Below are 22,801 nucleotides of genomic sequence, written 5' to 3'. Positions count from 1 at the left end.
TCGAGCCACGTCATTGAGTCCTTTCGCCCCCGAGGAAGAAGTCTATCGGGACGACAACTATTCTGACGCGGGGGGCCGCCGACACCACCGATATAGGAAAATCGAGGGTGCGACTCAGCGATGCAATCCGCCACCTCCGATAAGGGCAGATTCACGAACGAAGGCACAACTGGATAGCATGTCAACCAACCCGCATTTCTCATCGATGCCAAGGGCTATGCGCGTCCTACTAGATTCGAATGTTTGGCGTTACATCGTTGATTTCAGCGACATCGATAGCCTGGCTGAGGCCGCATACCAAGCGGGCGTGGAAATCACCGTAACACCGGCGGTTGTGAATGAGGCGCTACGGCTTAACGATGAAGTGCTTCGACCCAATATCCTGCGAGCACTTGCAGATTCGCGCTGGACTAGGCTGATGCCGGAGGCGTTTCTTGAGGCCGACGAGATCAAGTCTGCGATTCGCCGGCTTCGTCCACACTGGCTTATTGCTCCTCCAGACCTAACAGAGGTGAGTCGCCTGCGCGAGGACTGGGAGCGGCAAGATGGAGGCTTTTGGGAACGAGCCAGACATGACATACCTCCCCCTTTTACAGACGAGCACGTTCGGGGAGAACGAGAGACACTCCTTGCTTTCGAAGAGGCACAGCAGATACGTAAGCGAGTTAATGCTCGGAAGCTTTCTATCGCCAATCTGAAGCTAACCCAAGTGGATGGAATCCCCGCGGCTGACCTGCCCGGATGGCGAGGCAGTCCAGTCGAATACTGGCGCGTACCCAGCCTGCACTTTCTATTTGCCGAGCTATCCGTTTATGCAAGCCCATATAGAGAGTGGCTCGACAGCGAAATCAACGTCGAAAAAATAGCTGCAAATCCAGCATCATTGACCGAGATGTGGTTCTACGAAATCGTTCCCAACGATGCTCCACGCCAATGGCTTCGTGGCGCCTTCGAGCTCCTGCAGGCTTTTCATAAAGTTACCACGGGAACGCCAACCGATTCAGCACTAGCTTCCCATTTGATTGATGTAGACATCGTCATCTCTGCTGATCGGAATTTTATCCGCTTCGCCGAGAAGTGCCGGACCGATGCCCCTTTCCCCGTCGCACTGCCACGCCAGATCGCCGGAGGGGCCGCCGGCGTGAATGAGTTGTGGACGATCCTTTCACAGCTGAAAGCGTCCTATTAGTGGCGTTTGGGCAGCAGCGCGGTTCAGTGGTCACGCCACGCAGTGATGCTGGCTCGCGCGGTAGATGATCATGTCTTCCTTCATGACATGCGTTCTCTCCTTGGCAAAAGCCTGACGTTCACTGAGCAGCGGATGGTCTTCGGCGGCGATACTCGTTGGCATCTTTGTTCCAGACAAAATCGCTGCGCGAGAAGCTGTCGTCCTTCGCGGAGGCCGACTTTGTCAGCCCAGGCATCGATCAAGGCTCGATCACTGGGGGCCTCAGCGGCAATCGAATCCCAGATCGCCAGCAGTTCGATCCCGGCGTCCAGGATGCCTCTTGCGGCCCCCCCAAGGCCGATGCGCTGATAAGTTCATTTCAAAGCAGACTGTGGAGGCGGCAGTTACGCAAGAGATCGTCGAGGTGCATTTGCTCAAGAGGCTCCTGATGCGCAAGGCGATTGCGGGCATTCCGAAAAACCAAGACGAGCCGCCCTTCTGATGTGGAGAGTAAGTGCGCGGCACGCATGTGTTTGAACACGTCGCCGTACTCGAGGTCGTAGTAGTCGGAGCCCACCGTATTTGTCCCGTTCTTGCGCAGGAGCGGGGCAACTCGGCGCAGCACATCGGGGCGCATGTTTTCGAGCCACGGCAGCAGCGCTGAAATCTGCGCTCCGAGAAATCGAAGTTCCAGATCCTGGCTGGGTAATTGCGCAAGAACCAGTGAGTGCTGTTCTCCCTGCACTGGGACGTTGACTTCCACGCCCCCATCAAGCCAGGTCCGACGTCGCTGTGCCTCGGCATCGAGCTTCACTTCACGGCGCAGGTGGTTGGGGAGGTCTAGCAACGTCGCGTCGTCAAGGCGGGAAAGCATCTCCATGAAGTCGTAATCCCAGCCGCCAACCTCGCGCACGATCGCTTCTGTAAGGCGCCAAGGGCCGGGGCCAGGTCGATCGCGCATCAACTGCGCAGCAGCAATCGCCGTATCCGACGCCTGGAACAGTCCCCGCCAAGTCGCGATGTGCACCTTCTTCGACGAGTTTGCCAGGACTTTCGCGTTCTCTTGAGGGAGCTCGGTCCAGATCCGCGTTCGATTCGCTGCGGCCGGCATGCGAACGTACTGCGCCAGAAACTTGAACAGGTCCGCCTCTGCGTCCGCTTCGCAGGTGATGTGGAGGACCGTTTCAGAGTATGGAGCCTGCTGTGTTGCGATCGAAAGTGGCGCGTGGCCGATACCCAAGGCATCCGAAATCGAAGTTGCGACAACGTCATTTCGGTGCAGGTGAACTTGACGGTACGCGAGATGCGTTCCAGTGGCGATTGCATAGCTCACTGCATCGTCGAGCCGCGCCGGCGCATGCCGCGGCTTGACAACGATGAGGCTGCTCCCGGCGTCCAGCTTTTCGGCCGCGTCCTGCAACCAACGCGCCACCAGCGGATAACTCCACCATGAGGGCAAGAAAAGCCCGTTCATGGCATGCGCAGTTCGATGAGCGAATTTACCTGCAAACGCCCATCGGCATTCAACGCGAGCGCGGCGCTCAGCTCCAGGCGCCGTAGATGAGCTTCCGGCGGGACGTCAGTTGTAGATGCCCGAATGCGCTTGAGGACGTCCTCAGGCCGCAATGCCTCGTACGCGAGCTCCGTGACGACGTCCATGATCTCTGTTGGAACGCCAAGTGCCGCGTAAAGAGCGGGCATGTCGCGAGGAACCCCGAGCGCATCGGCGAGCGCGTGATCGTCGTCTACGACGAGCTTCTGGGCCTTCGCAAGTGCGAGACCTTTCATCACCAGCGCGTTGAAGCCACCGCTGGCTCGCATAAGGCATTTGTAGGCTGCATCGGTGGCAAAGCCCTTCATCACGTTTCGAATGCGCGCGGCGTGACGAATAGCAGCCTCAGACCAGAGTGTCATGCCCTCGACATTCACCGAGTACCCACGATCGTCCGTCCACAACTCGGCGAGCCGATCGAGCCCCCCGATGAAGACGATCTTCGCGTTTCTGGCTTCGAGCACCTCGCGCGACTGCCCAACGAGACGGTTGACCCACCGTCCATCCCACGGCAAGTCGGGCCCGACAACGTGAATTCGCTGCGCAGATCGCTCGCTAACCGAGTTCCTCAAATCATTTTCCAACTGCGTCAGCGCAGTTGCTGTGTTGCCGGGGCTGCGAACGGGCTTTGCCTCCACGTCGAACCGTTGCAACGCCCGCTTGTCCTTGAACAGTTCGACCACGGCGCTGGCGCCGGCCCACTCAGTACCTAGGATCGCGGTGACTCGGCTATCCCCTCGGAGCATCGTCATACAGCGCTCCGGTGCCATCGGCAGGAATTCACCGCCAGTCAGCGCGACGCGCTCATTGTCCTGCTCGAAGTTCTCGCTTTCGAGCCAAGAATCGAAGTCCTCAAGGCGGCTTCGAACTTGTTCGACAAGTCCCACAGCAGAGGCGATGATCGGCGACCGCAGCGAGTGGCGACCCGACTCCGTAACCACGATGCCCAATCGCTGCAACTCGTCGAGTAGCACGTCGACGACATGAGCGTCCTGGGGCGCGAACGCTTTCTCGCTTGTTTCGAGCGCCATGCGTCGCAGCTCATCACTGGACATTGACTGGCCGTTTTCACCACCCGCGTAGTGGCGCTCGGCCAACATCAGCGCGATCAGCATGTAGCGCTTGTCCAGCTCGAGGGTGATCTTGAACCAGAACCCGAGGTTCTCTGCGAGTTCGGGCGAATTGTCCACGCGCTTCACATCGGCTGCGGTGATGGTGTAGCTGGGCGAACGTCGACACCCTAGGCGCAGCAGGTCTGCGAGCAAGGCCTGACAGAACGTTTGTACGAGTGATGGATAGAAACTTGTCCGCGACAAGATCAGCAGGGGCAAGTCGGGAGATTCGAATTCGAATCCGAGGGCCGCAAGGGGCTGTGTAATTAGGTTGTATCCGGCCTGGCGTTCTGTCCCCATGAACGGCTGGATCGGGAGCGGCGTGCCGAACTGCGCGAGCACCGAGTTCGGTCGAGTGATGAGCCGCTGGACGTTGTGCAGACCCGCGATCAGGAATCGAAACCGTGACTGGGTTTCTTGCATCAGCCCGTTCATCGCGCCGATTACAGGGAAGCCGTCTGCGTTCTCGTGCTGTTCGTCTCGCGCGACGAAAGTGTCCGCTTCGTCGATCATCATCACGATGCGATGCCGGGAGTTCTCCTCGCGTGCGAGGTACTCACGAATCGCCTTCGGCACTGCGCTGCGCGCCGCGCCCGCTTTGATTTCAAGCTTCACGCCGCGCTCGGACAGCGCCCGGCCGATCGCATCCCACGCGGCATCCTGGTGATCACGCTGGTTCGGCGCGAACTGCGTCTTCGCTTCAACGTAGACGAAGTAAGTACCTTCACTCGGGAGTGTTGCTTTGAGCTCAAGGTCCTTCAGCAGGCTGGTTTTTCCGAGCTTTCGGCCTCCATAGACGAGTGCTGCGCCGCGACGATTGCGCAGGTCGTCCAGCACTTCCTGGCGGCCGTAAAACATCTCAGCGGGCAGCGCGGCGTCGTTGACGTAGGGGTTGGTGCGCATGCTCGTCTGGCCGATAGCCATGAGCGTCCCCAACTGCGAGCCGCCGCTGATCGCCAGGTAGGCGGCAAGCAAATCGTCGATGACGATCGTTCGCATACGTGTGTCGCCACGAACGCTGCGCTGGGCGAGCTCTTCTCGATCGCTCGCGGTTAGACGCGCTCGGGCGAGCAACAAGCCAGGGCCGTCGCCTTGCGAAGTCGGGTATCGCGTGTTGGAGATGACAGCTTCCGCGTCAAGCTTGCCCTGCGGAAGAACGCGCACCCAGAACTCGCCCTGCGAGCCACTTCCCCAATCCGGCGTAACGAACGTCACGCCCGCGATTACGTCCGCAATGGTTTTCCCAGGACGTAGCCGGACGCGAAATATCTCCTCACCGGGACTTTCCGCGCGCGTGGACTCGATGTCCATGACCGGAACCTTCAGGCGGTCCAAGAAGTCACGAAGAGCGGATCGCCGAAACTCCGAGTTGGGCTTGAGCAGCTTCGTCCAAGCCTGCAGGAACTGAACCGCGTCCTCGTTCTGCTTGACCCACCGCTTGATCGCTTCGGGAAACTCCCCTTTTTCAATCAGCCCGACCGGGTTCACCAGACCAGCGCTGGCGACGGCGCCGAGAAAGTCGGTGAACTCGTGCAGCGAGTGATTGCGATGGCTGTCTTCCGGTAGACGGCGGCCCTCGCGAAGCATCGCCAGGAAATCGCGCGCCACGAAGAGGTCGCCACTATCAATCAGCTTGCGGACGCGGTCGACCTGATCTCGTACTTCAGGTTGCAGCGTCGGCACGGTGCGATCGATCTCTGCCCGCAGCGTCGCGCTTAGCAGCGCGAAGTGCCCTTCGAGGGGCAGCGTGACCTCGCGGGCGAGGTAAGCGTGCGCCGCACCGAAGTCGCCTACCGGAGGATGCTCGTCGCGATCGAGCGCGCTTGCGAGCGGCAGTTTGTCCGCCCAAGCACCCAGTAACTCGACTTGGCTCTCCAGTCGACGCTTCGCGGCGTCGTCGATGACGCTCACAGCACTCGCGAGCGCAACGCGGCGACGAGCACCGTTGATCTCGCGCTCCAACGATTGACGCTCTTCCTCGACCCGGTGGTGGTACAGCGCCTCTTGCTCCGGGAATTCCCCCTGGTTCAAATCGAGTAAGCGACGCGCAGGCAATAGCCGGCCGGCTACCAGATGAGAATCCAAAGCCACCAATGTGATCGGCGGGGCCCAGTCCACGAGTGTGGCCCGCTCCACGAGCGCGACGAGCGCAGTGGCACCCTCAGCCTGTTCAAGCGGATCGGTCCCCGTGGAGACCTCGATTGGCGCGCCTGTGCAGTCGACGGCGAAGTCGCTCCAGAGAACGGGCTGCCAAACCAATGGCCACGGGTCTTGCGACGGAAGTTGCTCGCCCGCGAGTTCTCGCTGCAGGCCACGAATCGATTCGGAACATGCCTTTACCGCAGCCCGTTCCAGCGGCCCCAAGCTTTCCCTGGCATTCAAGTCGCTGAGTGCGCTCGTCAGCGACTCGTGAAGTCGCTCGGAGAAGTCGCTGACCAACGCCTCGGAACCTCGACCGTGGCGATCCGGGTGCGTGTCCAGATGATGGAAGACCTGACGTAACAGCGACTCCGTCGCCGCGTAATTGTCGAGCAACTTGTTTTTTGGACCGCCGAACGGGATGCGGCCCTTAGTGCGGAGATGAGTCGTGACCGTGACGAGGTCATTGATGTGTTTTTCAGGATCGACCTGAAACCACTTCAGTGAGGCGGTGATCTTTCGCTGCAGCGCTGTTCGCTGCTCGGTCCGCATCCCTCCTTTTTGCGCGGCGATCGCGATGAGTGCTTCGCCCGGATCGGCTTTCGCCGAGAGGATATGCGCCCAGATTTTCTCGCCGGTTTCATAGCCGATTCGATGGAATGGAGCCTTCTGCTCCCAATCCGCCGCGAGCGAGCGCAACTCTTCATATCGTGCCTCCCACGCGCGGACGCCAGCGTCGAGTCCGTTGCGCAACATGACGGGCTGCAGCGCGATTCCGCGTACGGCGGGCTCGTTGATCAGTTCGACAAGCTGATGAAGCGCGCCCGCGTCGCCGAACTGACCGGTCAGCATCGAGGCAAGTTGTGACGGAGCCTCATGGTAGGACGTGAATATTGCCGATCGCAGGACGAGCCCGAGGCGGGCGAGCAGTGTCACCCGACTGGTGGCATCACCACCCCAGAAGGGGGCCGAATCTTCCAGCAGGACGGCTTCCGCGACTTCGGTGAGCGCGCCCTGGCCAGAAACGATGGCGCGGCCTTGGGCCCACGAGAGGGCCAACGCCTGCAACGTCGGATCCGTCATACCACCGAGGGCTGAGCCCGTCTTCGCGGCGTACATGCGCGCCAACGCCAGCGCCAGTCCAATCTGATCGCGATCGATCCAGACAGCGAATGCGCTCATCGCGGCATCCGGGGAAACGCCAGCGAGGGCTTCCTGGCGCAGGCTCTCCGCCTGGCGCTCTGCCGCCAATTGCCCGCCATCGTCCGACAAAGCCTCGGCGCTGGGAGGACCTGCCGCTTGACCGACTTCGACAGAGGCTGGTGCCACCAGAACTTCCGCGGAAGGCGTGGTGACCTGCGCCTTCACAGGCTCGTGCGACGGTTCTTCGTACACATCCGTAGCGACAGCGGTATCCAATTGGTCTTCGATCGCGCTTGGAGGAAGCGCGGCCGATAGTGAAGGCGAGTCCCCCGATGCGCATTCAACGATCAGCTTCACCGCGTTCTGCAATTTGGCTTGGTCATGCGAAAGCGACTGCTGGGCCGCTTCGAGCCGTTTGGAGTCGCGCTTGACCGACGCGTCGGCTATCGCTGCCCAGGCGGCGCCCGTGGCGACGATCGCGTTCTCGGCTGCGACGATCAACGGATCTAGCCGATCGATCATGTCGACGGGCGGGATGCCATCGATGGTGGCGATCGCGTTCGCCGCGGGCTTGGCGTCTTCCTCGGTCCACGCGATGGACAACTCGCGAAGAGCTCCCCAGCGCTCCTCAAGCTCCTTTGACACAGCGCTCAGCGAAGCGAGTTCCGCGAGCGCAGCCGCACTCGTTGAAGAGAGCTGACCGACAATCGCAGAGAGTGCATTGATGCGCTCTGGCAGTTCCGGGTGCTCAAGCTCATCGAGCGCCGCGACTGCGAGCCGTAGCTCGTGAAGACTCGCGGCCCATGAGTCGTGGGGCGTCACCGGAGGTGGGAGCTGAACCAGTTCTACAGCGATCGGCACGGTGGTCGCGGCACTCGATTCACTCGAAACGGGCGCGACTTCCTTAATCCCCGTGTCGCGCTTTGTCTGTTCTAAGGTTCGGAACAGCCGAGCGGCATAGTCACGCAAGCCACCGACAGCGGGAAACTCGGCCGCCAGCGTTTCTTCGATGTTCTTGCGATTGCTCGTCGAGGCGGACCGGTAGAGCACACCTGAGTGCAACTCGAAAAAAATCGCGATCTCCAGCACCCATTCACGGCCAGTGGCCACGGCGCGTTCGATGACGAGTTCGCGGCACTTTTTGTGCGGTAACTTGTTCCAGCCAGGGATTTCCCTGACGATCTGATCGTACTCCCGAAGCATCCATTTCTTATCGTCGCCGATTAGGCGATCGCAGGACTCTCGAAACAGCGCCAGATGCAGCGCCTTCTCACGACGCTGATATAGATACTCCGCAAGCTCGTCCTGTTTCGGCTTCGCCCCGAGATCGGCGAATGATTCCGGCCGTCGCTTCTTCAGGTCATCGACGACTAAGCGAATGTTCTGAGGGGTGAGTCGTCCCACGTACGCTCTGTAGCGCTCAAGCGTGACGAACGCCGGAGCCTCGATGTGGGCATCTGCTGCCGCCCACGCCATCATCTCCTGCAGCCCCATCACCGGCATCGTGACGAACCCAGTAGGAGCCACCGCCTCCGGCATCGGCACCGCATGCGGTGTCCCCGAAGGCAAACTGAGAGCGACGCTGCTCTTTGAACGAAGCCGGTTCAATAGCGCGAGCTTGTCGCCTGGCGTGATCGTTGATTCCGGGCCCGCTACCGGAATCCCAGCATCACGAAGCTGTCCCAATATTTCCTCGACGGGTCGGCAGAGTTCGTCGGCGAAGGCTTGGACAGTGACGGTGAGCATGGTCGGGCCGTTTTCCTTATTCGTTTCGTTTTCGCGGGATTATAGGGGCCGAGTGAGGAGGCCCCGGTCAGTTCTCGATGGCGGCGCACCAATCGTCCGTCAAGAATTCCAGCGCCGCGTGCCGATCCAGCCGGGCGGCGTCGTGGCGCTGATCGAAGTCGAGTACGCAGGCGGAGCACGCGGAGTCGCATTCGACGGAACACAAGAGCATCTGCCGCGCCGGCACGAACAGAGAGCTGACATCAGTCGCTACGGCAGTCGCGTAGCCAGCCGCGTTGCGATCGAAGATGAGGAGCGACGCGGTGCGCTTGCCGTCGGATCCGAGCGTTTCGCGCGTTGCACAGTCCAGCTCCGAGAGCTGGACTCCCAACTTTCTCGCGACTGCGTTGCGCAGTACCAGCGCGAGGGTCTCGGCTGCTTTTCCGCGCTGCAGCCAGGCACCAGAGCGGTCCCGCAACTGAAGCTCCAAGATGTCCGTGAAGGTCTTGTGCCCAAGTTCGATGTCGGACTTGATGGACCAGTCAGTTCCTTCGCAGATTCGATCCTGCCCTCCCCCTCCTCGAAGCCGCGAGTGCGGCGCCAAGAATACTGTCGGCAGAATCGACGGACCCGGCATCGAAGCGGCGCGGCCACACACCAAACAGACCGCGTAACCGAAACCGGATTGCCCTGCGCTGTGGTAGTAGACGTGCCCTCGGTTCGACGCACGGCTTCGTCCGATCCGCCCCTCCTGCAGGTCGGTCCACGGACCATCCGCGCTGACCCACTCCGGCGCCAACAATTGGCTGCGGGTGCGGCTGACATCGTTGTGCGGTTCACCGGCGGAGAAATCCACGGCAAACCCCGCAGGCTCAAGGAAGCATCGGCGCTCAGCGGTCTCCTCACCGCAGCTCCGACAGTTCGACGCACGGTCGAGTGTCACCTCCGAACCGCTTGCGCCACAGCGGTTACACCACCAGGCATAGCGCAGCGATTGAACTTCGCTGACCTCGCTCTCTGATGCGGGAATGTGCCAGTTCAGCGTGATACCCGCGGACGTGAACACGCGGCCATCGATCACCACGTCGGACCCCGGTGCGTACTCGCGTAGCGCCGTTGGCAAATCTCGGCTCGTCAGATCACGGCGGCGTAAGAGGTTGTCCTGTCGGTACTTCGTCACTTTCGCGAGCCGCTGGAACTCCTCTTGCGTGAGCGGATCGAACGCCGCGATCGAAGTCGGAAACCCGTGGACCGGCAAGAAGCCGCAGGTCGAAAGCTCGCGTAGCAGGTACTCGTCGTCGAGACGCTTGATCTGGAATTGCACTGCCCTTGCGGCGATCTCGGAACTTTGCGCGCCATCCAATGATTTCGCGAGTGCACGACGCTCCGGCCGCCAACTCTCGGCCTTGAGCACAATCAGTTGGGCAGTCTGCTCAAGGATGTCTTCGTGTGCGACGGACTCGAACACCGACCCACGCAGGAGTATCCGCAGTCCATCTGCCATTCGATGTAGCTTGGGTGTCGATTCACTGCGACAGAACGCGGCAAACTGCTCGACGGGAGCTTGTTCAACATTTGCGAAAAACCATCCCGTCGTCAGCTTGTGCAGGTTCTCGCTGAGTATCAGCGACTTCAGGTACCGTCCGAGAACGAACGCATTGACGTGTCGCTGTGCGATGACCGAACTGCTCAGTGACACCACCGGTGCGTGCATCTTCCGATTGAAGGCCCAGCTGCTGTCGGCGAAGACGGCCTGATCGTGAGGGTTGCTCTTCGTGAGCGTCACCGCACAAGAACGCAATTCACCGCGACGCCCTGCGCGCCCTGCTCGCTGCAGATAGTTCGCTGGGTGCGGCGGAACATTGTTCATCGCCGTCATGCTGATGCCGCCGATGTCGATCCCCATCTCCATCGTCGTCGAACACGACAACAGGTTGATGTCGCCGCGCTTGAACTGGGTTTCGTATGCCTTCAGACGCTTCGATGACTGCTGCGCTGAATGCTCCGCGGTCGCGTAGTACGGCATCAGTTCCACAATGCGATCGTGCAGATCGGACCACAAGGCATCGGAGCGCAGCGCGCGCACCGCACTCGTCGAGGTCAGCCAATCGCGAGCTTGCGCCAAGCGATCGGGGAAGCTTGGCGTTCCACCTCCGAACGCATGCGGATAGACAGGGATCTCGCGAGGCGCGCAGATCGCCTGGCCGGGCATCAGATACGGCGTGAAGCCGATAACCGTCGTATCGAGAAATCGCCGCGTAACCGGACAGAGCCAGGCTTTGTCGACGATGCGGAAGGACATAGCCGAAGTTGGAAGCATGTGACCAGTGCCATCGCCTTGCGGCTCCAGCAGTCCGCATTCACGAAGCGTCAGCCACGCGGCTCGCATCAAGCTGTCGATCCGATCGGCATCCGCCTTCTTCGTCACCTGTAGGTGCAGCACGTCGGCCAACAAGCGGACGAGCATGCTCTGCCGACCGCTCTTCGAGACGCTTGGCCAGTTGCGCTGTCGCCGGCGCTTATCTCGATCGATCGGAAGCAACGCATTCGGATGCCACTGCATGCCCAACCAGCGATGCCACGGAATCGGGAGCGCGACGCTACCGCCGCCGCGGACCGTGTGGTCCAGCGCGGTCTTCAAAAAGTCTTGCCAGTCGCTCACGCCGAGTCCGGCATCCAGCCATGCCGGCGGCGCCACGCGCACCGCCGCCAGCGCGGGGTAATACACGGCGACCATGCCCATCGTCTCGAGGCTGTTGAGCCGCCGAGGACGGCGCGCGAACTCGCGCGCGAGAAGTAATCCTGCAAGCTGGAACTGGGCTTCGGGCCCTTCGAAAACTGGGGCGTAGTGCTGATAGGTCCGAAGCATTCGCTGCAGATCGCTATTCGTGCTTGCGATGTTGGCTCGAAGTGTTTCGAACGAGACTCCGGAGGCGAGAATCTCATCAACGCGGGCCAACTTCTCTTGCTTCAGCTGAATCAACTCAGGTTTCGGCCCCACGTCCGCGATGAGCTTTTCGTAGACCTGGATCTCATTTCGCAGCTCGACAAGCTTGGCCGAACTCGCCGTGCTGCGATGTTGAAGGACATGGTGGTAAATCAGACCACGCACATGCGTGCGCTCAGCGTCCTGCTGGAGCCTGGTCGCAGCGCGCGCGGTTCCCTGTCGGCTATCGTTGAAGGCAAGGATGCGGCGCCCGCGGCTTGGGAGTTCCAGCGCGGGCTCCGTATCGGGCGCGAACTCAAGCAGGGTCGGGACGATCGTTGATAGCAGGAGGGGGCCGCCGATACGCGCTGAGCGGAACACCTCACGCCGGCGACTCTCGCGTGTTTGGCACCGTGGGCATGTCAGTCCCTGCCCCGCGTCAGCGACCATCGCGACCTCGCAGGCCCCTTCGACAGGGGCATCAAGGCACTCTCGCTCGCGCGAGATGTAGTAGCGATCACCACTCTCGGGGGTGCCACCGCAGATCAGCACCCGCGCCTCCAGCGTCAAGGCTTCGTCTTCATCGTCCTCGGCATCACCTTCCGGCGCAGCTGCGTCCTGGTGAAGTTCGAACTCGTCGACCGGTTCGCGGTCCTCGAACTGAAGTACGGAATCCCCGGCGATGAAGCCCAGCAGATGCACTGCGCCACACGGCTCGCAGCTGACGGCCTCGTAGCAGGGCGAGCCGCACTCACAGAACTGCCGAGTCGTTCGGTAGACCGCGCCAAATGGCCACTCCGCACTCTGCAGCGGGCCACGCCGCGCACTACAGTTGCGATCGACACATGCCCAAAGGCCAGGCAGCGTCTGGTGCATGATGTGTCCGCGCACCGGAAGAAACGCTTCGTCTTCTCCGTTGCGCGTCGAGGACAGCACATCCAACCAGGCGAGCGTCTCGGTCTCCGAGTATTCGCGACCGTCGACCGCGCGCAGCGCGCCACGGATCTCGCTCAGCTTCGCGACGTTGGGATAATCCGGCCTGAGCATTGCCGCGCGGATCGCGCGCGCGCGTCTATTCGCGACTAAGGCGTCGTAGCGCTCTTGGCTGTTGGTCACCTCCGGCGAAATCGCCGCGAGCTGCTCCAGATCGTCGAGCGTCGTGGGCGGACGTTCGAGTCTCGGGACATCGCGGCTGCCAGCCACGATGTGAACGTTGTCGATGGGAATACCACCAACATCAGCGAGAAAGCGGCGTAGCTGCAAGCCAGCCTCGCCTCGCGGATCGCCAATAGTCGCGGAGGTCGCGACGAAGCGCACTGATTCGGGCGAAACCCCGAAACCATGCAGGACCCGGCGCAGCAGCAACGCGAGTTCCGCCGCTTGCGAGCCGATGTAGGAATGCGCTTCGTCGAGGACGATCCAGCGCAGTGTCCCTGCCGACTTACGCAGGATCGCCTCATCCTGCGCACGCACGAGCATGAATTCGAGCATGGTGGAGTTCGTGACCAGGATGGGCGGCGGTGACGCACGCAGCGCCTTACGATCCGCGACCTCCGATGGCCACTCAGCGCCACCAGGCTTCGCCTGTTCCTCAGTTTCGCCGTTGTAGAGACAGAATCGAATGGAGTCTCCGAAGCCAGCGGTCCACGCAGCGAGCCGCTCGCGCTGGCTGTTGATGAGCGCGTTGAGCGGATACAGAAAAAGCGCTCGAACACCCTCGAGTGGTTCGTCTGAAGTTTCAGCTTCCAGCGCGAGGTCGTTCAAGACCGGCACGATGAAACACTCGGTTTTGCCCGAGCCTGTTCCGCTTGCGACGACGACGGATTGCGGTGATGGCCGAGACAAGAGTTCCCATGCCTCGGCCTGATGCGTGTATGGGTGCCGCTTCGAACCGAAGGTGTAGTCCTTCGCCAATGACGCTGGCGGGCGCGCCATGTTTCGGATCAGCGAGGGCGACAGAAAGCCGCCTTGATCGATCCCGAAGTCGCCAAAGGGCTTCTCGCCCTCCTCCCAGCTAAAGGTCGCTTCGAACGTCGGGTCGCCAACAAAACATCCATCGACACCTATCGGGTTCCCGAAGACCTCGCGCAGGTGCTCACGCAAAGCAGTATTCGAGTACCCGAGAACGTTCACAGTCGCATCGGCGGCGCGTTGCGCCAGCTGCGGCAAGAGAGCAGAGAAATACGGTTGCGACATCAAGGCTCCCCTGTATTCGTTGTTGTGCCGCGCGAAAGCATCCGCATGCTGGTGAGCGCGAAGGCCTCAGAAAACCACTCCGGGTAGAGACGCCGGAAGTGGCGGATGGATAGCGCTGAGTCCGGAGCGTCGAACCACCTCGGGCGCCTTCGTGGACTCACCGCATAGTAGGCAAGGATGACCGGCAACTCGATCGCAGGTCTCCAAGCGGGTGCAACGTCGCTCCCTGGGAGAAGCGTCTGCAGATCGGGCTGGGCATCGAGGGTTTCGCGCAAGTCCGCCGCGAGTTCGCGCAGTGGCGGCTGACCTGAATCGACGCGCAGCAACGTTCGCTGTAGTGCGCAGTCGCCACCGGCAAAGAGCATCGCGTGGAGGGCGCGGTCGAGCCCAGCAACTGGGCGGTGCACTTCCTCGCGGGTCGCGATCTTCAGCAGCGCTTCTAGCGACGGTGCGACCTCGAGGATTCGCATCGCGCGATCCTTCAGGTGCGAATCGACCAGCTGAGGCGGAAGTTCCAACGCGGACGCCCCGGTGCGCGCGGCGTCAGCCGCCGCGACCCAGGCGTCTAATGGAACAAGCTCCCAGCAAAAGGGCAATTCGACGCCGAGTTTCTGGACGAACGCATCGGTGAACCCCGGTCTCAACGCCAAGTGCGCGACGGAGTGCGGGTCGGCAGCAATCGCCGTCCAGACATCAAGGGCGGCCAAGTGGACGTGCCCCATGTGGCGAGCCAAATCCTCCAGCAACTGCCATCCCGATCGGTGTGGGTCTGCGGCGAGTCGCTTGAGTTCGTTCGATATCGAGTTGGCGCGCGCCGTCGTGGGGCGACTTATCGCATGGCCAAGCTCAGACGTCGCGGCGGCATCGCTTTCATCGACAACAGTGCGAAGCAAAGGCCGACAGCCTTGGCGCGACCAGGCGGCCGGATAGATCAGCCAAGGGCCCGGCGTGTACTCGGCGGCGTCGAAGACCCAGCCATGTCCGCCGCTGGAGCGACTCACGGCTCGCGGAACACCCCCGAGTTCGTCGAGGCGGACCGCCAGCAGATCCAAGTCTTGCGAGGCCACCCTCGTGAAGATGTCAGGATCGCTACGATCGAGTGTGTTGGTGAAGCGCGAAATCAGCAGGTCAAAGCGATCGCCATCCTCGGTGACGAGCGAGAACTCAACGTCCGCATCGAGCAGTGCCGTGCTGGAGAAGAACTCTTCGATCGGTTCTCGGAATTCGCTTGGCGCAACCTCAACGCGCTTGGCTTCTCGCGAGGGGGAGAGTGTGATGTGCCGACTGCGCCGAACCTGCGCGCGACCGCTCAAACTCAGCATCACGGTCGCGGATCGTGCATTCGCTATCAAGCGGATTCCGTAGAGATCGTCGAGCCCGACGCGAGTCCGGTGCGGAACCGTCGTTCCGTCATCCAACCGAGCATCGATCCCCCGTCCGGGGAACGGCAGGCGCACCCGCTCGGTCGCCGTAGTCCGTGCCCAACAAAGATCGAGTTCGATCGTCGGTGGAGGGATCCCGTCGCCCATCCATCGCATTCGAATCGCCAGGTCGCCGTTCGTCGCGTCGCAATCGACCTCCAGTGCTGGGCTACGGGAGATAGCCCCCACCGCGCCCCAAGAACGCAGCAGCACGATTCCCGAAGTGGGCCCCGGCCCCGGTAGGGGCTCCACGCCAAGCGCGGTCGGTGGCAGGCACACGACCTTCGCGCGCCAATCCACCGGCCCATCGGCGGGCCAGTGAGCGGTCATTGGCCCTGAGCCCGGCGCGCGGTCCCAGCGGACGCGCGCGGCGGCGTGCGTTGCGCCGGCGATGGAGCGACTGAGTGTTGGGGTACCCCGAAAGGCGGGCCGCTCGAAAATGCCCCAAATGCGATCGCCGCTCCAGGCGAAGTCCTCGACTTCACTCGAGGCTCTTCCTGTTTGGATGCGAAAGCTCGCGCCGTCGATGTCGCACCGAACGATGCCTTGAATGCGCCAAACGTCAGCGCGCAGCCCATCCACTGCGCCACAGTGCTCCGCGCTGCCGCCCGCCTCACCTTCGACCATGGCTCCAGCGGGCGCAACCACGAGGACTTCACGCTGAGCGCAACGCCCGCCCCCTTGCCGAAGGAATTCGCCACCGGCGTTGGCGACGCTCGGTGATTCGAACACCCACGGCACGTCTGGCGACAGTCCGACACCGGCCGGCAGCGTGCAGCGCGCAAGCGCCCCGGAGCCAGTACTGATCTCGAGTGACTGCTCAGCTGTAGCGTTTAGGCCTTCGGAGCGGCACAAGGCCGCGCCGAATCGATATAGGTTGTGGCCTGGCACACGCCTGACAGACGCGGCGTTCCGCTGCGAGCCTGCCGAGTAGCGGAGTTCGAGTGAGCGTGGGATGCGATCGCCCGGAACACCGAACAGTCTAGCGAGGTAGTCGCTGTCGACGTGCCGTGGAAACGGCAGGTCAGCGCTCAACGCAAACCGGCCCTCGCCCTCCTGGTGAATCCGCCGAACGACGCCGACAACCGGAGCCGCTCTTGGCGTTGCGCCGTCGCCGACCATCGCGGCGCGGAACGTCGCGGTGACGAGCGATCGCGCGTGGGCATCCTCGAACTCGACGGGAAACTCGTCCCGCCAGCCGGGGTGTCCCTGGTCGAGTTGAACGATCGGATCCGCTTCGCCAGCCGGGTGCAGGCGGCCCGACAGCTTGACGATCGACATCGCCAGCGATGCCAGCAAGCTGTAAATCTCGGGCTGCCGGAAAGGGCCGGGAAGCTGCTCCGCAAGGCTTTCCACCCAACCGGTGACATCCTCGTGGGTGACAGCGCCGCCACGTGCGAGGGAGCACACCTTCCGAAGCAGTCGCCCCAGGTTCCCGCGCTCCGCAGCGAGCAGAGACAACGGCACCCCGCCTTGTGCCGCGATGCTTCCAAGAAATCGGAGCCCGCCGCGGTTGTTGAGTGTAAGGCCCCAGTGCTGCATGCCCCGGGCGATGCAGCGCGAGCGCGTCGCCACGGACCAGTCTTGGCCAATGCCCAATGAGGCGAAAATGGGGTTCCAAACCCAGGCTCCGCCTTGATATCGGCGCTTCCACCAGTCGGCCGCGTAGAGCACGACGAGCTGCTGGAACTCGGGTGTGGTGGCGGCCTGCTCGAGCGATACCGCGGCCGCATCACTCAGCAGATCTCGTAGGGCGCAGAACTCAGCGTCTGAGACCCGGTACGAGAACAGTGGGGCGGCCGTTGGTTCGTCGAGCGCCCTGCGGGATAGGAATTCCAGCAGCCAATGTCGGAGGGCCAGCGCGTTCGTCATGAGCTCCAATTTGGGAGCGGGATGGCTCCTACAGGCTGCTGAGAAGGCAGAAGTCGTGCCTCGTCCGATGATAACCGCCAGGGCGCATCGATCTGAACTCGGGGTTCAGGGTTGCGGCAACGCGGGGCCTGCATGACTGTCAATTGCATACTGGCGCTTTTGCAGCCAAGTTCGTTCAAACGCGGTGTCGAAGTTGGGGGTGACCAAGAGCGTCTGGCCTTCAGCATTGCGCGACAGCTTGAGCAAGGCGTAGTGACTATCGAAATTGGATTCCATCGACACCACGGGTAGCTGCGCCAGAATGGCGCCGTGGATGCGTTCGCGCAGTCGCTGGCCACGAGCTCCGGCGCGCGCGACGAGGCGCCGTTCCAAACACCGCAGCACACGGTAATATTCGTCGCGCAGCATGGCAGCTGACTCGGCAGGATCGTCCTGCCCTGCTCGTTCAGAGTGCTGTAGACCCCTTCGACGAGCGCCTTGAATCCGGGGAGCCCGACACCGCGTGACATGCCAGCGCCGCAGATGAGCATCGTATTGCACTGCTGCTGGGCTTCGATTAGCTCGGCAGGAATCTCCGGCCCATTCGCGATGAAGCGCGTGCTGCCCTCCCCGCTTCTTGCTTTCTTCCTACAGATGAGTCGAAACCGGTGACTGCGTAAGCTTCCCCATCAGCAAGGCAAACGAGAAGTAGAACCTTCAGGGAAGAAGCTCCCGATAAACACCTGCTTGCTCGCCTGGACGATGTCCGCGAAACCGCTCGGTGGCTGATGCTCGAGTACAACGAGCAGCGGCCTCACGAGCAACTCGGCGATCGAACGCCCATCAAAAACCGTCAACAACCCGCCAAAATTTCCACTTTCAGTTTGACCGCTAATGTCGCAGCTCACCTGACGCAATAGGTCGTCGTCGGACGCTTACTAATCGTTTTCTAAGCAACCTTCCCGAAAATTCACAGTCAGTTGCTCCACGCCGCGCTGAGCGCTGCAATCAGATCGCTTGAGTACTGATTTGGCGACGTCGGCACCACGCCGTTATTTGCTACAACGAAGTCAGCCATTGCCCCAACTAATTGCGACAGTTGTGCTTCAATCAAGCTACTTCCAGACAATGTGCCAATGTCAGCACGTGCCGTACTCGACCCATACCAATTGCTGAGTTTCACTGAGTCACTCGTTCCTAATGTCGAGATCAATAAATCATTCCCTGATTGCGAGAACCAAAGATCGTCCCGATTCGTATTGGGGCCGAAGAGAACCTTGTCCAGCCCATCGGCGGAGTTAAGTCCACTCACAACATCAATCCCATCTCCACGATCGAAATAGAAGGTATCGATGCCTGAGCTAGCAGTGATCTGATCATTTCCCGTGCCACCCTGGATGTGATCGTCCCCTGCGCCTCCGAACAGCGTGTCGACACCTGCCCCGCCATACAGCCTGTCGACTCCGGTGGTCCCATTCAGCACATCAGCCGAGGCTGCGCCCCCTGTCCATAGATTTGAAAGGATGTCCGCCCTACTCCAGGTCGTTCCTCCCGCAAACGTGATCTGTTCAATTCCAGATCCATTCGATGTTGCGAAGTGATTCTCGACTGTTATCTTGTCCCCAGAGACGCCGTACTCAATCACGAGGTGATTCGTGTTCGCTGGATCGCGGAACATCGTGACATCTTGAGCAGAGACATCGACCCCAAAAGCGATCGTGTCCGTGCTGGAGTTGGATCCCGACTCAACGATCCGATCTTCGCCTGCGCCAATCACAAAGTGGTAAGTGTCAGAGCCTGCCGCGCCCTTGAGAATATCGTTCCCTGCGCCGCCCTCTATTGCATCATTCCCGCTTGTGCCATTGATCGTGTCAGCACCGGCGGTTCCCCTCATCCGCGCAAGCGACTGCAGCATCGCTGCATCCCAGGTGGTGCCATCTGCAAAAACAACTTGCTCGATGCCGTAGGTTGTCCCGGAGTATTGCTGGTCGATCACGATTTCGTCGCCCGCGTTGCCGTAGCGGATGATCATGTCCGTCGTGTCGGTGATGCTTCTACTGACTTCAACCGAAGCCGCAGTGATATTCGTGAAGATGATCTTATCGATGTTGGTTGAGTTGCCGCTCTCATCGATCGTGTCTTGGCCGTCACCCACACTGAAATAGTACGAGTCTGAGCCGCTGGCACCTCGAAGGGTGTCGTTACCCTGCATGCCTTCAATACGGTCATCACTCCCAGTGCCATTGATCGTGTCGGCGCCGGATGTCCCGCGCAGCCTCACCATCTCTGCGATCTGCGCCCGCGTCATCACGGTGCCGTCAGAGAATTGGATCTCGTCGATTCCCCATCCAGCGGTGTAGAAGTGGTCGTCGATCAGAATCTTATCGGTGCCATATTGAATGATCAGGTCATTCGTCTGAACGAGGTCACGCGAGAAGATGACTTCAGAAGCCAGTACATCGGCAAAGACGATTCGATCGATCTCCGTCGATGCCCCCTTGTCGACGATGGTGTCTTCTCCGTCACCTTTCCTAAACAGGTAGCGATCCGACCCGCTCCCTCCCGTTATGGTGTCGTTCCCTTTGCGTCCGTTGAAAGTTTCACTCGTCGAAGTTCCGAGAATCGTATCGTTTACGTCCGTCCCAACGGTGATCGTCTGTGCGAGGAACTGAGATTCTGTCCACTCAGTTCCGTCGCTAAAACGAATGGCTTCGATTCCCCGCTGACCACCGTCGAACTGACCTTCAACAATCAGTCGCTCTCCTGTTCCCAACTGCACGACCAAATTGCTTGACTGCCCAAGTTCCCTAAAGAGCTGCACCGTGGTGCTGGCCACACTGGCATCCAGAACCAGCCTGTCCTGATCGCTGGTGAGACCATCGTCATCAATGACATCGTCACCCTGGCCGGCGCCGAACAAGTAAGAATCCGATCCCCTGCCACCCGCAAATCGGTTGTTACCGGTGGTACCGGCGAAAGAATCGGCACCGGTTCCGCCGATTGCATTCTCGATCGAAATCAAAGTCTCTTCGGTGCCATCCGAAATCGCCAATCCCGAAGCCAGATTGATCGTCCAACCAGAAGAACTGTACGAGAAATCGACAGTGTCATTCCCTTCGCCGCCGTCGAAGTAATCGAAGCCCAATCCACCCGCGAGCAGATCGTCTCCGTCCCCGCCCAGAAGGGTATCGTCACCATCGCCGCCTCGAAGGATGTCGTTCCCTGCCCCACCGTCTAGCGTGTCACGCCCGGACAGACCGTCCAAGACATCATCGCCAGCACCACCTCGAATGTAATCATCGCGATCGTCAAAGCCCGTGATCGAATCTGCTTGCTCGGTAGGAGCATCGATTAGATAGCGCGCCCTGACATCTTCTCGATTCCAATTGATCCCTCCGAAAAAGGAGATCGTTTCGACACCGGTTTCGTACAGGTCGCTGGAGAACTGTCCCTCGATTGAGAGAGAGCCCGTTCCATCTAGCAAAGTCAGAATGGCGGTGCTGCCAGATCGGGTCACTCTGACATCGTCAGCACCGATATCCTCCAGAACCAGAACATCGCTAGCCCCCTCACCGATGTCCTCTCGAATGACGTCATGTCCATCGCCGTATCGATATCGGTAAGTATCGTTGCCCTCGTCTCCGGCGAGCGTGTCGTCCCCAGTGCCCCCTGAAAGCACGTCACTTCCGTAAAAGCCTACGATCTGATCATTTCCAACAGTCGCGGACTCCTCAAGAATGCGTTGCCACATCGTGTCTTTGGTCCACTCGGTGCCATCAGAGAACCAAATCCTCTCAACGCCGTACCCGTAATGACTTAAACCATTCTGAACTGTGATGCTGCCACCGTCTCCCAAGCCCGATTCCGATTCGGAGATCACCAGCTTTACGGTGTCTCCAGTGCGCACCAGACTGACATCTGAGGTTTGAATACCTTCCAGGGACAGCGTGTCGCCCGTGTCGTGTAAATCCTCGATGATCACATCATGGCCGTCTCCACGCGCATAGAAATACGCGTCGTTTCCGCCAAGGCCGGTAAGCGTGTCGTTTCCGCCTCCGCCACGTAGTTCATCTGCGACCACGAATCCGGTGATCTGGTCATCGCCACTAGAGGTTGCAGCATCCAAAAGAAGTCTGATGAGATCCGTTTGCGCCCACACGGTACCATCGGAGAAAACGATCTCCTCAACACCTCGGTTGTAGGTGTCATAGAACTGATCCTTAATCAGGATCGATCCGGAAGGTTGCGACACTCCAGCGTCGAAGATCTGGATCGTCAGATCACGGCCCGATCGGACGAGGAACACTTCACTTGCCGCAATGTCCCCGAGAACCAGACTGTCGCGTGTCGCCGTATCGGCGACATCAATGATGGTGTCGGCACCGTCGCCACGAGAATAGAGATAAAGGTCACTGCCTCCGCCTCCCTGCAGCGTGTCATTACCCCCCCGCCCTGCAAGAACGTCTTGATTGGCCGTGCCCGTCAGGGTCTCGCTCGCTGACGTTCCATAGGTTCCGGTTAACAGTCCAATCTGCCGACGATCGAGGACGGTCCCATCCGAGAATCGAATCAGCTCGATGCCCGTTTGCACCCCAACGAAGTGCTCATCAATCGTAATGGTTTGGCCCGTGCCGCTGACGGTCGCTAGAAGGTTCGCTCCTGAACGCGAAAACGACACTTGGGAAGACGTCAAATTCGTGAACTCGAGGATATCGACATCGAGGCCGTATCCCGATTCATCGATGGTGTCGTTTCCGTCTCCGCTGGCATACAAGTAGCGATCTGAGCCTTGGCGCCCCCTGAGAATGTCGTTGCCTCCGTTCCCCGAGATGACATCGTCAGACGTCGAGCCCGTCAGGGTTTCTCCACTTGCAGTCCCCGTAAATGCAGTAGGCGCGATCCCCGCGGCGACCGCAATCTCCCCTCTCGACATCTGCGAGCCGTCGGCAAACCGAATGTACTCCACACCTGCCCCGCCGGTTTGAAGCTGGCGATCCAGCAGTATGGAGCCACTTTGCCCGTTGATCGTCAGCAGCGCATTTGACGTAGTCCCCACACGAACCAGATTGATATCATTTCGCGTGATCCCGGCTCCGAGCGTCAGGATGTCGATGTCATTCGTGTTGCCGAAGTCAGAGATCGTGTCGGCCCCATCGCCAAGTGCGTAGAAATACGAATCCGAGCCTGCCTCACCTTGTAAGAAGTCATCGCCATGACCACCGGTGATTCGATCGTCTCCCATGGTTCCGATAATCGTGTCGCTGTTTGGGGTTCCGAGCAGTGCTAACGCTTCGAAATTGGCCCTCGATACGCGAGCCCCGCCAACGAGGAACTGTTCGATAGCTCGGCTGCTGCCTACGAAATGGCTCTCTATCGTGATCGATCCAGGCTCACCAACTATCGAGATCACGAGATCGTTGCCAGTACGTCCAACGACTAAATCGGCGAGTTCAACACCCACCAGTTCCAGCGTATCCAATCCGCTGCCGTTACCCCCCCGCGTCAGAATAGTTGTCGTCCCGATAGACTTCTTCCTCGGGGGCGAAAGGACTCAATGACGTGGCTCGA

The 22,801-nt window shown here is 60.5% G+C and carries 8 protein-coding genes and 1 pseudogene; 2 read left to right on the top strand and 7 right to left on the bottom strand.

Features of this window, described 5'->3' with window-relative positions:
* Window positions 1–178: 178 nt before the first annotated feature.
* Window positions 179–1,189, top strand: a complete 1,011-nt coding sequence (locus tag AC3WUM_RS24875; protein WP_492414000.1) for a hypothetical protein — start codon at window positions 179–181, stop codon at window positions 1,187–1,189.
* Between the two features lie 30 nt (window positions 1,190–1,219).
* Here the strand turns inward: AC3WUM_RS24875 and AC3WUM_RS24870 are convergent, their stop codons facing one another.
* From AC3WUM_RS24870 to AC3WUM_RS24845, 6 genes are all read right to left on the bottom strand, one after another.
* Window positions 1,220–1,351: a hypothetical protein gene (locus AC3WUM_RS24870; protein WP_492413998.1), complete on the bottom strand. Its 132-nt coding sequence runs from the start codon at window positions 1,349–1,351 to the stop codon at window positions 1,220–1,222.
* A 196-nt stretch (window positions 1,352–1,547) separates the two neighbouring features.
* The gene (locus AC3WUM_RS24865; RefSeq protein WP_492413997.1) at window positions 1,548–2,642 is read right to left on the bottom strand and encodes a hypothetical protein; all 1,095 of its coding nucleotides are present in this window, start codon (window positions 2,640–2,642) and stop codon (window positions 1,548–1,550) included.
* The gene (locus AC3WUM_RS24860; RefSeq protein ID WP_492413995.1) at window positions 2,639–8,860 is read right to left on the bottom strand and encodes a hypothetical protein; all 6,222 of its coding nucleotides are present in this window, start codon (window positions 8,858–8,860) and stop codon (window positions 2,639–2,641) included. Before AC3WUM_RS24860 ends, AC3WUM_RS24865 begins: the two co-directional genes overlap by 4 nt.
* A gap of 67 nt (window positions 8,861–8,927) precedes the next feature.
* Window positions 8,928–13,961 (bottom strand): DEAD/DEAH box helicase, encoded by a 5,034-nt coding sequence (locus AC3WUM_RS24855; RefSeq protein ID WP_492413993.1) that lies wholly within the window; start codon window positions 13,959–13,961, stop codon window positions 8,928–8,930.
* Window positions 13,961–17,254, bottom strand: a complete 3,294-nt coding sequence (locus AC3WUM_RS24850) for an STY4851/ECs_5259 family protein (protein WP_492413992.1) — start codon at window positions 17,252–17,254, stop codon at window positions 13,961–13,963. The genes AC3WUM_RS24855 and AC3WUM_RS24850 overlap by 1 nt, the downstream gene beginning before the upstream one ends.
* A 105-nt stretch (window positions 17,255–17,359) precedes the next feature.
* Entirely contained in the window at window positions 17,360–17,662 is a 303-nt protein-coding gene (locus tag AC3WUM_RS24845) for an SIR2 family protein (protein ID WP_492413990.1), read from the bottom strand.
* 293 nt (window positions 17,663–17,955) lie between these two features.
* Between AC3WUM_RS24845 and AC3WUM_RS24840 the strand changes: the two are divergent.
* Window positions 17,956–18,153, top strand: a pseudogene (locus AC3WUM_RS24840) (integrase core domain-containing protein); the annotation flags it as partial.
* Between the two features lie 56 nt (window positions 18,154–18,209).
* On the opposite strand, the gene AC3WUM_RS24835 reads toward AC3WUM_RS24840, so the two are convergent.
* The gene (locus tag AC3WUM_RS24835) at window positions 18,210–22,712 is read right to left on the bottom strand and encodes a beta strand repeat-containing protein (RefSeq protein ID WP_492413988.1); all 4,503 of its coding nucleotides are present in this window, start codon (window positions 22,710–22,712) and stop codon (window positions 18,210–18,212) included.
* Between the last annotated feature and the right edge of the window lie 89 nt (window positions 22,713–22,801).

The organism is Hydrocarboniphaga sp. FW305-C-57, assembly GCF_058783045.1.
This window is presented reverse-complemented; position numbering and strand designations above follow the sequence as displayed.